The sequence below is a fragment of the Bhargavaea cecembensis genome (assembly GCF_001619585.1).
In the GTDB taxonomy this organism is placed as follows: Bacteria; Bacillota; Bacilli; order Bacillales_A; family Planococcaceae; genus Bhargavaea; species Bhargavaea cecembensis_A.
The window spans coordinates 535,016-549,166 of the sequence record NZ_LQNT01000001.1 but is presented as its reverse complement, the minus strand read 5'-3'; the positions used below and the strand labels follow the sequence as shown (position 1 = coordinate 549,166).

Sequence of the window (14,151 nt, the reverse complement as noted above, 5' to 3'; positions counted from 1 at the left end):
ATTGCGGGCGCGAATGCTGAAACCGGAGCCAACAATGACGAAACTGCTCCCTTGAATGATGAAACCGCTACTCACCCGCGCTACCTGCATCATTGAAAAAGGGGCTATGTTTTGTCTATAATGGAACCATGTTAAAGGAGGCGGCAGCCGATGAATTTTAAGCAGTGGATAGACGCACCGGCGATCCGTACTGTTACGTGCAGGCATACGGACGCGGAAAAGTACCTGGTGTCGAATGTGCTCACACCGGGCAAAGAATACGAAGTGAAAAACGAGACCGATGAATTCATCTTTGTCGTGGACAACACGGGCAAAGTCGGCGGTTTCTATAAAACGTATTTTGAATGATCCGGAGGCCCGGCGGGAAAACCGCCGGGCCTTTTAGTAGGGAGGACTGTTTATGCTGGCGATCATCGAAGAAGAGCAGAAGGAACGGAACGGACGGACGTATCCCGCCGATGAGACGGCGCTGATCGGGCAGGGGGGCTATGTGCCTCCGGATGTCTACTTGTGGGAGGACGTACTGACGGCCGTGGTCATCCGGCGTCCGGTGCTCCTGAAAGGCCCTTCCGGTTCCGGTAAGACTAAACTTGCGGAATCGGTGTCGGCCTTTTTCAGCCAGCCGATGCATCAGGTCAACTGTTCCGTCGACCTGGATGCCGAATCGCTGATCGGATTCAAGACGATCATCCGGCAGGAAGGAGATACCGTGATTGACTTCGTGGACGGGCCGGTTGTGACAGCAATGAAAGAGGGCCATATCCTTTATATTGACGAGATCAACATGGCCAAGCCGGAGACACTGCCGATCCTCCATAGCGTGCTGGACTACCGCAGGATGCTGACGAATCCGTTCACAGGAGAGGTCATCCATGCCCACCCTGATTTCACCGTCATCGCCGCGATCAACGAGGGTTATGTCGGAACGGTCCCGATGAATGAAGCGCTGAAAAACCGGTTTATCGCTTTCCAGGTGCCGTATCTCGGACAGGAACAGTCGAAGGCGCTTCTGGAGCGAGAATTTCCGGATGCTCCCCGGACGCTGATTACGACGATGCTGAGCATCTCGGAGGACCTGAAGGATCAGGCGAAAAATGGACTACTGGCCGATGAAGCTGCATCAATCAGGAGCCTGATCGACGCTACGGAGCTGGCACTTCATATGGGGCCAGAACGCGCTGTTCGCTATGCCATCGCGGAGAAACTTGAAGATCCGGGAGAGCGCCGGCTCGTCATGGACCTGGCTGCCACTTGGATCCGGTGATGCGTGATGACATCGATTAACCGGTTTATCGACTTTAACGACGAACTGATTGACGCAGGGGAGAGGCTCAGGCTCGAGCGCCTTGCACGCGCGCTCACCGGCATGGCTGACCTCGGTCTGACCGAGAGGCAGCATATTGAATTCCATCCCGTGTCCAATGAGCTGGCCATGAGTGTCTTTTGGCGGCACAGGGATCCGGAAGTGACCGAACAGGGCCGGCTGTCCGATCTTTATCTGCTGGCGGCCGGTTTCTGGTCCCGGTTCGACCTTGCCGTCTGGCGGGAATACCGTTCTGCAACAGAGGACCATCCGCTCCGTGAATTCCTTCGTGCGGCCGTCCTGCTGTTCGAAGAGCTCCGCATCACAGACGCGGTCATTGCCGAACGGCCCGGGACGGAACCGGCCTTTGCACTCAGGAGGCGGCTGTACGGTGAGTTTCATACGGGCCAGCAGCCGGTCAATCTCAGCCGTGGATTCCGGGCGGACGCGTTATTTAATCACCTGTATGCGGTCATTCACGGCATTCCGGATGATTTTGTTTCACACGAAGAGGAACTGTCCGGTCTTGTCGATCCGGTACTCTTTGGCGTGTTCGATGCCCGATCGACGGCGGACTCGGTCCGTGTGGCTGAGCGAATGGCTCCATTGCTGTATGGCCGCCTGAAAGAAGATCTGCGGCATTCCTATTATGCGGTGGGTGACGGCCTGAACGGTCCGAAGCCTGACTTTCATTATCATAAGGGAACCGAGGACCGTGAAAAAGGCGAAGCGGGCGAGAAGGAGTCTGTCGGGGAATTGTTCTCGACCTGGCATGCCGCCAACCGTTCGGAAAAAGGCATGCACCTGAACTATGAGCTTGAACACGGACGTATTGGGGAAGGCGACGGCACGGGTGCCAGGGAAGGCCGTGAAGGGGCAGACGCGACATCGACCGGCCGCGGGCAGTCATCTGCAGACGAGCGGACAGGGGTTGCGCATGAGGCGGGAAGCGAAGCGTCAACTGCCGATCCAGGTGCCTGGACGAAAGCGGAAGGGTTCGGCACGGCAAATGAATCCGTCGTTTACCGGGAACTGCTTGCCGAAGCCGATCATAGCGCTGAGGCACGTGAACGAATTCTCAGATGGCGTGAGGAATCCGTTCCGCATGTACGGGCAATCGTCAAAGAGATGCAAAAGAGGATCGAAAGAAAGAAAGAAGAACGTAGAGAGGGGCTGCCGAAGGGGCGTCTGTCCAAAAATCCGGTCTCTGTCCTGCTTAATGAGCGTCCGCGTCCGTTCTACAGAAAGCAGAGCCCGTCCAAGCGATTGGATGCGGTCTTCGGACTCCTGGTGGACGGGTCGGGATCTATGGCGGACAAACTGGATGAGACGAAAAAAGCAGTCCTCCTGTTCCACGACATTCTCCGCTCGCTGGATACTGCGCATGGCATTGCGGTTTACCAGGAAGATTCGGCTGCAGCCACGAAAACACGCCAGCCGAATACCTTCCATTGGCTTCACCGGTTCCGGGATGACGGGAAGGATAACGGGGGAAGGATTCTGTCCCTTGAGGCAGGGGACGATAACAGGGATGGCTTCGCCGTCCGCTGGATGTCCTCAAGACTCCTTCAGCGTCCCGAGGCGCATCGGTTTCTTCTGGTGTTCTCGGACGGGGAGCCTTCGGCGTTCGGCTATGGCCAGAATGGGATCGTCGATACGGCGGAAGCCGTCAGGGAGGCGGAAAAGCAGGGGATCACAGTCATCCATCTGTTCCTTTCATCGGCGCCGGCAACCGCGCGGCAGCAGGAACTGTTCAGGATGATGTTCGGCAGCCGATCGGTCTCGGCGGATTCGATCGACCGCTTTTCTGACGAGACTCTGCGGATTCTCCGGAAACTGCTCGTCCTTGCTTCAGGGAATATGTAGGATAACAAAAAAACCGTCCTCACTGAGGACGGTTTTCCGTTTTATTCGCGACTGCGATCAATCGCTGCTTGAGCTCTTCTTCCATTCGGGCAATCTCGATTTCCGCGGCTTTCCGCTTTGCACGTCCGTCCGCCTGGATTGCGAGTGTCTCCTCGATGGTGGAGATCAGGTTTTCCTGAGTCTTTTTCAGTGTGTCGACTTCAACAATACCGCGCTCGTTTTCCTTGGCCGTTTCGATGCTGTTCATTTTGAGCATTTCGGAGTTGCGGAGGAGAAGGTCGTTTGTCGTCTTGGTGACCGCACGCTGGGATTCCACTGCTTTGCGCTGCCGGTTGAGGGTCAGTGCGATGGCAATCTGGTTTTTCCACAGAGGAATCGAAGTCATGATCGATGACTGGATTTTTTCGGCCAGCGTCTGGTTCGTTTGCTGAATCATGCGGATCTGCGGTGCACTCTGGATGGTGATCTGGCGGGAAAGCTGCAGATCGTAGATCCGCTTTTCGAGCCGGTCGACGAACTGTGCCATGTCGTTCACTTCCTGGAACGCCATCTGATCATTTGTCTCTTCGGCTTTTTTCCTCATCGCCGGAATGACTTCATTAACGATTTCGTCCCGTTTGAGTTCTGCGGCTGCGATATAAACATTCAGCGCCTGGAAGTAGGCCTTGTTCTGGTCATATAGCTGGTCGAGCATCTGAACGTCTTCAATGAGTCCGCGTTTGGCATGCTCCAGCTGGACGCCGATGCGGTCAATCTGGGTACTCAGCTTCTGGTATTTCGTCATGAGTTCCTGAACGGATTTTTGTACCCGTCCGAACCATTTGCGGATGCCGGTCTTTTTCTCCGCCGACAGATCTTCGGGATCAATCTCGTTCAGTTTGCCCATCAGGTCTTTCAGGACATCGCCGACCGGCCCGATGTCCTTGGCCTGGACATGGTCGAGCATTTTATGGGAGAACGTCGACAGCTGGTTTTGTGCATTCGCCCCGTAGGTGATAATTGCCTCGTAATTGCCTGCCGGGATCTGCTTGGCGAGATCCCGCGCCTTTTGCTGTTCTTCTTCGCTGAGGCGCTCCATGAGCTTGACGCCCGGCTTTGCGGGTGCCTGGTTCGCCATCTCGTCAGGAAGAAGAGCGGATTGGGGCTTCAGGTCAAACGGATTGTCGAGAAGATCGTCCATCGTCATGTCTGCCATTTCACGGGCGGGTTTGTGTTCTGTCATCAGTGTCGTCTCCTTTCAGCTGCACTTGCTCAGGCTGTTCCAGCTGTTTGCGCTCCTGCAGTTTAAGCTGCTTTTTCTCCTTACCCGTCAGGACTTCCGCATAGTCCAGTTCGAACCTCAAGGTTTCCAGGTCGGTGGCAAGCGCGCGTTTTACGTCCTTGCGGATCTCAACATTCAAGTCTTTCAGGGTTTCGCGGGTATCTTCAAGTGCCTGCTTCATTTCATCGTCCTTTGTCGGCTGGTTCGCCAGCAGCGCATACTTGGAAGACAGCTCAACCGCAGAGTCAAGATGTGCGTAGAAGAACTTCTCGACATTGTAGAACTTCCGCGGGTTCTGCTGGACGATCCCGATGATCCGCTTTGACAGCTTGTTCAGGTCGTTCAGCTGGCGGAAAGCCTGGACGGAACGAATGCTGCCGTAATGGCCGTTCAGCTGGCGGAGCTTGGACTTTGCCTGATCCAGCTGGCTGACGATATGCTTATATTCGGACCGGGTCATGCCGAGCTGTTTCACCGTTGAGCCGATCTGTACCTGCCTGATCGAGAAATCGCCCGCAAGATAAATCGCGATGAGCAGGCCGGTGGCTGGAATGAACCCCATGCCGGCACCCAACAGGAAATAGAGCCAGGATCCGAAGCTGACCGGCAGCATGATCGCATGCCGGGTCAAAAATTGCTGGAATGTATTCATCTGGCCGGACCTCCTAAAGGAATCTAACTATTTTTACGTCCGGATCGGCCGGAAAGTTTCATTTTGTTTCCGGCGCGGCCTGTCTCCATTATATCGCATACCCGGCGGGGAGACACCCGAATCGCCTGTCTCTGAGCGTAACGTGTGGCGAACGGATGCTCATTTGCTACAATGGGACTGAAGTCAGCAATACATTGATAAAGAAGGTTGATCAGATATGTTTGAAATCATCTATATGAGGGCAGACTATGAACCATGGTGGCAATTTGAGGGCTGGGAAGAATATATCCAGGATCGGAAGGTTTTCGACTGCGAGGAAACTGCACAGACGGGCCTGTCCGAGCTGATCACCCGGTTCCGGCAGGAGTGTGAGTACGAGGCGGAAAAAGACGGCAAATTCTGGGCGTTCTGGAATGTGAAAGAAGTCTGCTACTGCGAAGATTGCGCGGAGGACCTGCAGCTTTATCACGGTCTCATTTTCATGAAGGACGGGAAGCCTCATCCGTTGTCAAAAAAATAAAAAATATTCGGACCATCATCGTTGACACGCTTCCTGAAGATGGTATAATGGCATTAATTGAACACGAGGACTGGAAACACGGATTCACCTATTATAAAAAGTGATCGGGTTCAGGTCGGTACTTTTTATAATATGTGAATTTTTTTGTTCCTCCAAAAAAGTTCCATATTAAAATTATTTCTTTTAAGTTGGGGGTAAAATCAACATGAAACAAGGTACAGTGAAATGGTTCAACGCGGAAAAGGGATTCGGCTTCATCGAAGTTGAAGGCGAGGACGACGTATTCGTACACTTCTCCGCCATCCAGGGCGAAGGCTTCAAGACGCTTGACGAAGGCCAGCAAGTTGAGTTCGAAGTTGTCGAAGGCAACCGCGGACCACAGGCTGCAAACGTCGTCAAACTCTGATCGGCGGATTCATATGGGAGGCATCCGGATATTCCGGATGCCTCTTTTTTATGAGTCTGCTCACGGGCTGGAGCCGCTCTTTTGCGTATGGTGTTGTTTTTCTTGCACGTACGTTTCATTTCAAGGTAATTTTGGTATAGGACGGGGAAGGGACGTGATCGAATGGATTCCGAACTGAAGCGCCCGCTGCCTTCCGGAGAGGAGCAGCAGGACTTTTATGAGCGGCTCAGGGGCAAGTTGGCCTCATGGCTCGGGGACAAGCCCGGAAAACGCGGGCGGTTTGCTGATATCATCCTGTTTGCGCCGGACATGTTCCATCTTCTTATGAAGTCGATGACTGACAGCCGGATCGACAGGAAAAGCAAGCTGCTTGTCGCAAGCGGGATTTTGTACTTTATCTCGCCGATCGACTTCCTGCCTGAAGGCATCCTCGGGCCGGGAGGATATCTCGATGATGTGGCGGTTGCCGCATTCATTATCAACACACTCGTCGCATCCGCCGGAGAAGAGGTGCTGGAAGAGCACTGGACGGGGAATGTGAAGCTTCTCCGCGCGCTTGAGCGCATCAGTGCCAAAGGCGGCAAAGTGGTGCGCAAGCTTCCTGCGGGTACGCTTGCACGCCGGTTTATCCGCAAGCGATGAGACGACGGCGGACATCAAAAAAGGAGACGGCAGAAGCCGTCTCCTTTGTCTTGGAATCAGTTTGCGACACCCTGTGCGTCACGCCATTCCAGGTATTCATCATATGTGAGCTGCTTATCGAGGATCGTTCCGTCATCCATGATTTCGATGACGCGGTTCGCGATCGTCTGGATGAACTGGTGGTCATGAGAAGTGAAGATCATCGCGCCCTTGAAGGCGATCAGGCCATTGTTCAAAGCCTGGATCGATTCGAGGTCAAGGTGGTTCGTCGGCTCATCCAAGAGAAGGACGTTTGCGTTCGTCAGCATCATCTTCGAGAGCATGCAGCGGACTTTTTCGCCTCCGGAAAGGACTGACGGCTTTTTCTTCACTTCTTCGCCGGAGAACAGCATCCGTCCGAGGAAGCCGCGCAGGAACGTTTCCGTCTGGTCTTCAGGTGAGTACTGGCGGAGCCAGTCGACAAGTGTCGGCTGGTTCGTGCCTTCAAAGAATTCACTGTTGTCCTGCGGGAAGTATGCCTGGGAAGTCGTTACGCCCCATTTGAATGAGCCCGCGTCCGGCTCCCGTTCCTCGGCAAGCACATCCAGAAGTGCAGATTTTGCAAGCGGGTTCCCGAGGAGGATGATCTTGTCGTCCTTGTTCATCGTGAAGTTGATATCTTTCACGTAGGTCTGGTTCTCCTCCGTGATCGTGAGGTCCTTCACCTGGAGAACGTCATTGCCGATCTCCCGGCCGATCTGGAAGTTGACATACGGATACCGCCGCGAAGACGGTTTGATGTCGTCCAGCTCGATTTTGTCGAGCATTTTCTTCCTGGAAGTGGCCTGCTTGGATTTCGAGGCGTTCGCACTGAAGCGTGCGATGAATGCCTGGAGTTCCTTGACCTTTTCTTCTTTCTTCTTGTTTTGCTCGGCCGCCATTCTGGCTGCCAGCTGGCTGGACTCGTACCAGAAGTCGTAGTTGCCGACATAGACCTGGATCTTGCTGAAATCGAGGTCCGCAATGTGCGTACATACTTTGTTCAGGAAGTGGCGGTCGTGGGAGACGACGATGACGGTGTTCTCAAAGTTGATGAGAAACTCCTCCAGCCACTGGATCGCCTTCAGGTCAAGGTGGTTGGTCGGCTCGTCAAGCAGCAGGACATCGGGCTTGCCGAAGAGGGCCTGTGCGAGGAGGACCTTCACTTTGTCTGAACCGCTCAGTTCCTTCATCTTGACGTGATGCATCGATTCGGGGATGCCGAGACCCTGCAAGAGGATCGATGCGTCGGTTTCCGCTTCCCAGCCGTTCATTTCAGCGAACTCGCCTTCAAGCTCGGCGGCACGCATTCCGTCTTCGTCAGAGAAGTCTTCCTTCATATAGATGGCGTTCTTCTCCGTCATGACGTCAAACAGGCGTTTGTGGCCCATGATGACCGTCTCGAGCACTTCGTTCTCCTCGTACTGGAAGTGGTCCTGCTTCAGGACGGCGAGACGCTCGTCGGGACCCATCGATACGTTTCCTGTCTGCGGCTCCAGCTCACCGGAAAGAATCTTGAGGAAAGTGGATTTGCCGGCGCCGTTCGCACCAATCAGTCCGTAGCAGTTCCCCGGGTTGAATTTTATATTGACGTCTTCGAACAGCTTGCGGTCGCCGAAGCGAAGACTGACGTTGCTGACCTGAATCATGCATTCTCCTCCTTGTTCACAATGCTCCGATTATACCATAAAGACGTGCCGAACTGTAACCGGAGGCACGGAGAAGAACAGGCGGCCTATGAGGCACCCCGGTTGCTCCGGCGGTTCAGATAATGCTCCAGTGTGCCGAGCTCTTCGTTGATGAGCTCCTCCATCCGGTTATAGTCGTCCCGCTCCGGCAGACGGGTAAATTCACCGCCGCTGCAGGAAAAAAGGAAATAGAAATCACCGATGCGCCTGAACAAAAATACCGTCTCCGGAAAGTCATCATATACAGCCCTGATCTGATATTTGCGGGCATATGCCCACTGCACGAGTTTCATATTCATCACCTACATTCCCAATATTAACCGGTGATGTTTGAGAACGCAAGTTCGGGTGCGCTCAAGAATAGGAGTGAAAGATGGGTATCATTGTGAAAACGGGTAAGGAAAGATAAAAAAGCATCCGCCGGTGCGGATGCTTACTGTCCCCAATGGGACCTGATGAATTCGTCCCGTCCTGATTTGGTGCGGTCCTGTTCATAATGTTCGCGTTCTTTGAGATAATAGTCCTGGTGATAGTCTTCGGCCGGGTAGAAAGTAGAGGCCGGAAGGATTTCCGTAACGATCGGTTTGCCGAAGCGGCCGCTTTTCTCAAGGGCGTCCCGTGAACGCAGGGCAGCCTCGCGCTGTTCGTCAGTCGTATAGAAAATCGCCGTCCGGTAGGAGTCTCCGCGGTCATGGAACTGGCCCCCGTCATCGGTCGGGTCGATTTGCTGCCAGTAGACATCCAGCAATTCCTCATAAGGAAATACTTCCGGATCGAATTCAATTTCAACCGCTTCGTAATGGCCTGTATCGCCACGTTTGACGTCTTCATAAGTCGGGTTCTCGAGCGTTCCTCCGGTATAGCCGGATACGAGGTCTGATATGCCGTCCCATTCTTTGAACGGCTTGACCATGCACCAGAAACATCCGCCGGCGAAGATCGCCTTTTCGGTCTTTTGTCCTGCCATTGCAGCACCTTCTCTTCCTATGATATTGCCCGGATGTATTGTAGCACCCGGCCATACAGGCGGCAAGGTGCAACCCCCGGGAGGGAAGCGGCGTCCTATTCACGAATAAGAGTTTGGAGGAATTATGATGGAAACACGGCATACAAGGAGGGGCAAGAAGCGTCGCCGCAGGCTGCGTCCTTTTCGGACGCTGTTCGCTCTCTTGGTCGTTTTGGCGATCGCTGTCGGCCTGTACTCCGTATGGCAATATAATCAGGGGCGCGAGCTCGCTACCGGCGAAAAGCCCGATTCCGGGCCATTCAGCGGCGATCCGATTGATCCGCAATACCCGTATATCGAGAATTATCTGCTTCTCGGAATTGATGACGACGGGTCAGAACGATCTCGGTCCGACACGATGATCCTGGCATCTCTTGACAAGGAGAATAACAAAGTCAGGCTAGTTTCTTTCATGAGGGACATCTATGCGGATATCCCAGGTTACCAGTCGTACAAGCTCAATACTGCATATTACCTTGGAGAAGCACAGTTAGCTAAGGACACGATAACCGGTATGTTCGGTGTCCCAATCCATCATTACGCCGTGACGGACTTCGACAACTTTGAAAAACTGATTGACATTGCCGCCCCTAATGGTGTCCGTATCGACGTGGAAAAGCCGATGTCAGAGAGAATCGGTGTGAGTCTCACTAAGGGTACGCATGACCTTAACGGAAAGGAACTGCTCGGCTATGCCCGATTCCGGGCAGACAGTGAAGGAGACTTCGGTCGTGTGGAACGCCAGCAAAAAGTGATATCTGCATTAAAGGATGAAATTCTGTCTCCAGGCACAATTCCACGCTTACCGAAACTTGCTGGCGCGGCCACAGGTTATGTAGAAACGGATGTCAACGGTATTGCTGGTCTGAGAAAAGTGCTTAGAGCCGCTGTTACCGGCGGCGTGGAAATCGAACGCATGACCATACCGGTAAAAGGGACTTATCAGTTCAACACGTATCCAAATGTTGGTTCAGTAATTGAAATTGACGTCCCTGCCAACCGGGAAGCGCTGGCCGAATTCCTCGGGACACCCGAGGTCATGAAGGGCGCATCTGCACGGCTTATGCCATAAATAGAGAATGGGGGAAGCCGATGAAAGAAGAAAAGGGGAATCCCGGCCAAAGCCGGGTGATCCGTTTTCTGGGCGGGCGCACGACGCTGTTCGTCCTGGGGATCATCCTTTTGGCCGGACTGATTATCCTGGTGTTCAACCAGATCCAATTTGTATTCACGCCTGTTAAAGTGCTGATCCAGAACGTCGTGCTGCCTGTTGTGCTCGCAGCCGTTCTGTTTTACCTGCTCCGGCCGGTCCTCCGGCTCCTGGAGCGGGCGAGAATCCCCCGGGTCTGGGGGATTCTCATTATTTACGTCGGCGGAATCGGGCTCATCTCGCTGATTGTATTCCTGATCTATCCGTTTCTGAAAACACAGGTGATCAACCTGGTCCGGGAGTTCCCGGAATACTTCAGGCAGCTTATCTTGAACATTGATGCCTACCTGAGCACGTCGCTGTTTGCTTCCTACTATAATGAGCTTGATGTGAACCTGAACCTGCTGATTGATTCGGTATTTGAAGACATCGCAGGATTTTTCCGGGACACGGCGGGCGGTATCGCTTCCGGTGTGACGAATTTCATCTCAACTCTGACCGGAATCATCATCTCAATTGTCACGGTTCCGTTTATCCTGTTTTATTTGCTGAAGGACGGGGACCGGCTTCCGGACTATATCCTGAAGCTCATGCCGCCACGGATGAGACGGGATGCCAAAGAAATCTTGCATGATGCCGATCAGCAGCTCAGCAACTATATCCAGGGACAGCTGATCGTATCATTTTGTATCGGCCTGCTGATTTATATCGGATTCGTGATTATCGGCATGGACTATGCGCTGGCGCTCGGCGCATTGGCTGCGGTGACGAGCGTCGTCCCGTATTTGGGGCCTGTAATTGCCATCACGCCGGCACTGATCATCGCACTGGTCACGTCACCATTTATGATCCTGAAGCTCGCGGCTGTTTGGACGATTGTCCAGCTGGTGGAAGGGAAGTTTATCTCGCCCCAGGTTATGGGTAAAACACTGCATATTCATCCGATCACCATCATTTTCGTACTCCTCACCGCCGGTTCACTGTTCGGGGTGCCGGGAGTCATCCTCGGGATACCGGGTTATGCCCTCCTGAAGGTCATTGTGTCCCACCTGTTCAAACTGTTTAAAAAGCGATACGATGAACATGAAGGCAATCCAAATATGAGGTATGAAACGGACAGCAGGAAGATTATCGAAAAAACGGGGAGCGAGTGACATGCTGAAATCATTCCTATCCAAAATCGGCATCGGAGGACTTGAAGTCGATACGGTCGTGGACAATCAGATGCTGGAAGAAGGGGAGATACTGAACGGGACCGTTTATATCGATGGCGGCGAAGCAGATCAGATAATCGACCATATCACGCTGGAAGTATTGGTCCGGATCCATCGTGAAGATGCCATGAGCGATTTTGAGGATGTGGACCGGACAATCACGAAACACTCAATTGAGCTGATCGGTGATTCCAAGTCGAAGGAAACCCGGATGATTCCTTTTGAAATCGTGCCGGATGACCGCTGGCTGATCAATAAAGACAACGAAAAGCTGTTGCTGAAGACGACCGTTCACATCGACAATGGAGTCGATGCCTATGATGAAGATGAAATCCAATACGCCTGACCCTTTTGCGGGATGTGCAACCGATTCGGATGCGCATTCCGTTTTTTTAATTTACAATTAATTTAAAGGGGAGGGGGATGGTCATGGAACAAATGCTGGCAACATTCCATTCACTGAACGGGGAACTGAACAAGATCCACAAAGAGGCCTGTACCGACGTTTCTGTGCAGCAAAGTACGATTATGCACGAGATCCAGTCAAGAAATGAGCCGTCAATGCAGGAGACGGCCAGGGGGCTCAGCATGGACATCACGACCTTTTCCCGTCAGGTCCAGACGCTCGTGAACGGCGGATATGTCAAACGGAGACCATATCCCGGAGACCGCAGGATTCAGATTCTTTCGCTGACTGACAAAGGCAGCAAAAAGGTGCAACAGATCGATGACGAAATACAGAAACAGATGAATGAGGCCCTTGCATCAATGGGTGAATTTGAACAAGAAATCATTGTGCGTTCACTGAGTCAATTGCAACGAATTCTTGGCGGGAATGAGGAATGATTCCCGCCTGACGAATAGATGCAAAATGCAAGTTCAATCATTGCAATAAGAAAGTAATGGGTCGAACCCCTTGATATGCCTAAGAACCATCCATTTAATTGCAGAATGCAAGCGTAACATTTGCAGAAATGGATATATTTAATTTCATTTTGCAATCAAGTTACAAACAACGATTGATCGGTCTGTGGATACATTACTTTTAATATGCATCTATTATACGGCAGATTATACGAAACAGAAATTGATGAAGCAATGATACACACCATGTAACACAGTCGGGCCGGGTTCAGCGATCGTGAAATCATTAAAAACAACACGGCAAAGATCCGTGGTGTTTGGGTCTGATGAATCTTAAGTTGACCAGCCGCAAAAGGCTTATGTACAATCGGCTCGGCTACATACCGTAATAAAAGGCGCAGCCAAAACGAACTGGTCAAGGGACGGATTACGTCCAAGCGGATCACTTCATGAAACCGGACACGTGACGTGAGCCGTGAACGATGCACAGTTGAAATCCTGTAAGGTAGAATTTGAGTCCAATGTATATGGAGTCCTGTAAAATCGAAACAGCTAACGGAGCATTTTGAGGTTCAGGATCTGAACACCTTAAAACTGTATGTCCAAGCAAGCTGCCGGGTTGATGAACATTGCGACCAACAAAAGAGACGAGGTCAGCAGGATCATTCTTTAAATGTTTATGTTGTTGGCATGGTTATGGCTGGACGTATAGGATGGGAGAGGCGGATCCTGGACGTAAGTGGCTTCTCTTATTTTTAGTTTACATAATTTCTATTTTCGGAAGTTACGTTTCATTAAGTAGTATACTCAAGACAGTGAGATGAAACGGAAATTTTGGACCTGGAACCGTCTTCAGCTATCTGGCTTGCTGGTGTATGTACTTTATATAACATGCGGACAGATTCTGATGTCATGGATAAATTCACTAGGATTCACAGATCAGACCTGTCGCTTCATCTCAATCCGGTTTGTTTGCCTGCAGTCCCGTCTCATTTGTATTGAGACGCATTCCGTAGTCGATTCATCCTTTTTCTTTGCTGAATAAGCCTAATTGCCGATCCACCAGGTTTCCGTCCGGGTGCTTCATTTTCACGGTTTTCACAGCTGTTTTCCGTCTCACAAGTCATGTTCATTGATCCCTTTTGCCATGATTTGTACAAAACCCTTTGCATTCTTTGCTTCTTCATGTTAACGTAGTACACAAGATTCAAATTAACAAAATTTAATATCAATGGATGAGGAGCAAAGCTCATGAGTACCCCGCTGCAACGGCTGCAGACCGGTAGCGGGTGGAAAGGGAGTTTTGCCGAAACGGGGTCCGGTTTGCAGGCTGTTCCCCGTTGGACTGCATATGAACAATATGCAGGCTGTCATTATTCTCGTAATAATGGAGTGCTTCCACTTGTGACCTCAGGGTCGTGCATCGACGACTATCACAAGCCGGAAACCTACCGTTTCCGGCTTTTATTTATGCCGATGCATGGGACATTTCATCCATTGTCCGGGCGTTTGTGCCGGAAACCGGGAAACCGGAATACATTATGGATAGAAAGAGGGATTT

The 14,151-nt window shown here is 52.1% G+C and carries 15 protein-coding genes and 1 riboswitch; of the genes, 10 read left to right on the top strand and 5 right to left on the bottom strand.

Annotated features, from left to right (window positions below):
- Positions 1 to 150: 150 nt before the first annotated feature.
- From AV656_RS02780 to AV656_RS02770, 3 genes are read left to right on the top strand one after another with little or no spacing between them, the layout of a single operon-like run.
- Positions 151 to 348, top strand: a complete 198-nt coding sequence (locus AV656_RS02780) for a DUF6501 family protein (RefSeq protein ID WP_063178579.1) — start codon at positions 151 to 153, stop codon at positions 346 to 348.
- Positions 349 to 400: 52 nt separating this feature from the next.
- Positions 401 to 1,264: an AAA family ATPase gene (locus tag AV656_RS02775; protein ID WP_063178577.1), complete on the top strand. Its 864-nt coding sequence runs from the start codon at positions 401 to 403 to the stop codon at positions 1,262 to 1,264.
- A gap of 6 nt (positions 1,265 to 1,270) precedes the next feature.
- A complete protein-coding gene (locus AV656_RS02770; protein WP_063178575.1) occupies positions 1,271 to 3,169 on the top strand; it encodes a vWA domain-containing protein in 1,899 nt (632 codons plus the stop codon).
- 19 nt (positions 3,170 to 3,188) lie between these two features.
- Here the strand turns inward: AV656_RS02770 and AV656_RS02765 are convergent, their stop codons facing one another.
- Together AV656_RS02765 and AV656_RS02760 are read right to left on the bottom strand one after the other, a co-directional pair.
- Complete coding sequence (locus AV656_RS02765; protein WP_063178573.1) at positions 3,189 to 4,391, bottom strand: toxic anion resistance protein; 1,203 nt, start codon at positions 4,389 to 4,391, stop codon at positions 3,189 to 3,191.
- Positions 4,366 to 5,082 (bottom strand): 5-bromo-4-chloroindolyl phosphate hydrolysis family protein, encoded by a 717-nt coding sequence (locus AV656_RS02760; protein WP_063178571.1) that lies wholly within the window; start codon positions 5,080 to 5,082, stop codon positions 4,366 to 4,368. Before AV656_RS02760 ends, AV656_RS02765 begins: the two co-directional genes overlap by 26 nt.
- Before the next feature lie 217 nt (positions 5,083 to 5,299).
- Here AV656_RS02760 and AV656_RS02755 point away from each other — a divergent pair, with 217 nt between their 5' ends.
- The 3 genes from AV656_RS02755 (at position 5,300) to AV656_RS02745 (ending at position 6,650) form a co-directional block, all read left to right on the top strand.
- On the top strand, positions 5,300 to 5,602 hold the full coding sequence (locus tag AV656_RS02755; RefSeq protein ID WP_063178569.1) for a DUF1033 family protein: 303 nt from the start codon (positions 5,300 to 5,302) through the stop codon (positions 5,600 to 5,602).
- A 205-nt stretch (positions 5,603 to 5,807) separates the two neighbouring features.
- On the top strand, positions 5,808 to 6,008 hold the full coding sequence (locus tag AV656_RS02750; RefSeq protein WP_008298364.1) for a cold-shock protein: 201 nt from the start codon (positions 5,808 to 5,810) through the stop codon (positions 6,006 to 6,008).
- 162 nt (positions 6,009 to 6,170) lie between these two features.
- Positions 6,171 to 6,650 carry a YkvA family protein gene (locus AV656_RS02745; RefSeq protein WP_063178567.1) on the top strand — a complete coding sequence of 160 codons (480 nt, stop codon included), beginning with the start codon at positions 6,171 to 6,173 and terminating at the stop codon, positions 6,648 to 6,650.
- A 56-nt stretch (positions 6,651 to 6,706) separates the two neighbouring features.
- Here AV656_RS02745 and AV656_RS02740 read toward each other — a convergent pair whose 3' ends face one another.
- The 3 genes from AV656_RS02740 to msrA all read right to left on the bottom strand — a co-directional run bounded on the left by AV656_RS02740 (position 6,707) and on the right by msrA (position 9,323).
- Positions 6,707 to 8,317 (bottom strand): ABC-F family ATP-binding cassette domain-containing protein, encoded by a 1,611-nt coding sequence (locus AV656_RS02740; protein WP_063178565.1) that lies wholly within the window; start codon positions 8,315 to 8,317, stop codon positions 6,707 to 6,709.
- 86 nt (positions 8,318 to 8,403) lie between these two features.
- A complete protein-coding gene (locus tag AV656_RS02735) occupies positions 8,404 to 8,655 on the bottom strand; it encodes a hypothetical protein (RefSeq protein ID WP_082818575.1) in 252 nt (83 codons plus the stop codon).
- Positions 8,656 to 8,789: 134 nt separating this feature from the next.
- Positions 8,790 to 9,323, bottom strand: coding sequence for a peptide-methionine (S)-S-oxide reductase MsrA (gene msrA / locus AV656_RS02730; protein ID WP_063178563.1), 534 nt, complete (start codon positions 9,321 to 9,323; stop codon positions 8,790 to 8,792).
- A 124-nt stretch (positions 9,324 to 9,447) separates the two neighbouring features.
- Here msrA and AV656_RS02725 point away from each other — a divergent pair, with 124 nt between their 5' ends.
- From AV656_RS02725 to AV656_RS02710, 4 genes are all read left to right on the top strand, one after another.
- Positions 9,448 to 10,434, top strand: a complete 987-nt coding sequence (locus AV656_RS02725; RefSeq protein WP_063178561.1) for an LCP family protein — start codon at positions 9,448 to 9,450, stop codon at positions 10,432 to 10,434.
- Between the two features lie 20 nt (positions 10,435 to 10,454).
- Complete coding sequence (locus AV656_RS02720; RefSeq protein ID WP_063178559.1) at positions 10,455 to 11,666, top strand: AI-2E family transporter; 1,212 nt, start codon at positions 10,455 to 10,457, stop codon at positions 11,664 to 11,666.
- A gap of 1 nt (position 11,667) precedes the next feature.
- Complete coding sequence (locus AV656_RS02715; protein ID WP_063178557.1) at positions 11,668 to 12,072, top strand: sporulation protein; 405 nt, start codon at positions 11,668 to 11,670, stop codon at positions 12,070 to 12,072.
- Positions 12,073 to 12,155: 83 nt separating this feature from the next.
- Positions 12,156 to 12,572, top strand: coding sequence for a MarR family winged helix-turn-helix transcriptional regulator (locus AV656_RS02710; RefSeq protein WP_063178555.1), 417 nt, complete (start codon positions 12,156 to 12,158; stop codon positions 12,570 to 12,572).
- Positions 12,573 to 13,817: 1,245 nt separating this feature from the next.
- A riboswitch (Lysine riboswitch) is annotated at positions 13,818 to 13,996 on the top strand.
- The last annotated feature ends 155 nt before the right edge of the window (positions 13,997 to 14,151 follow it).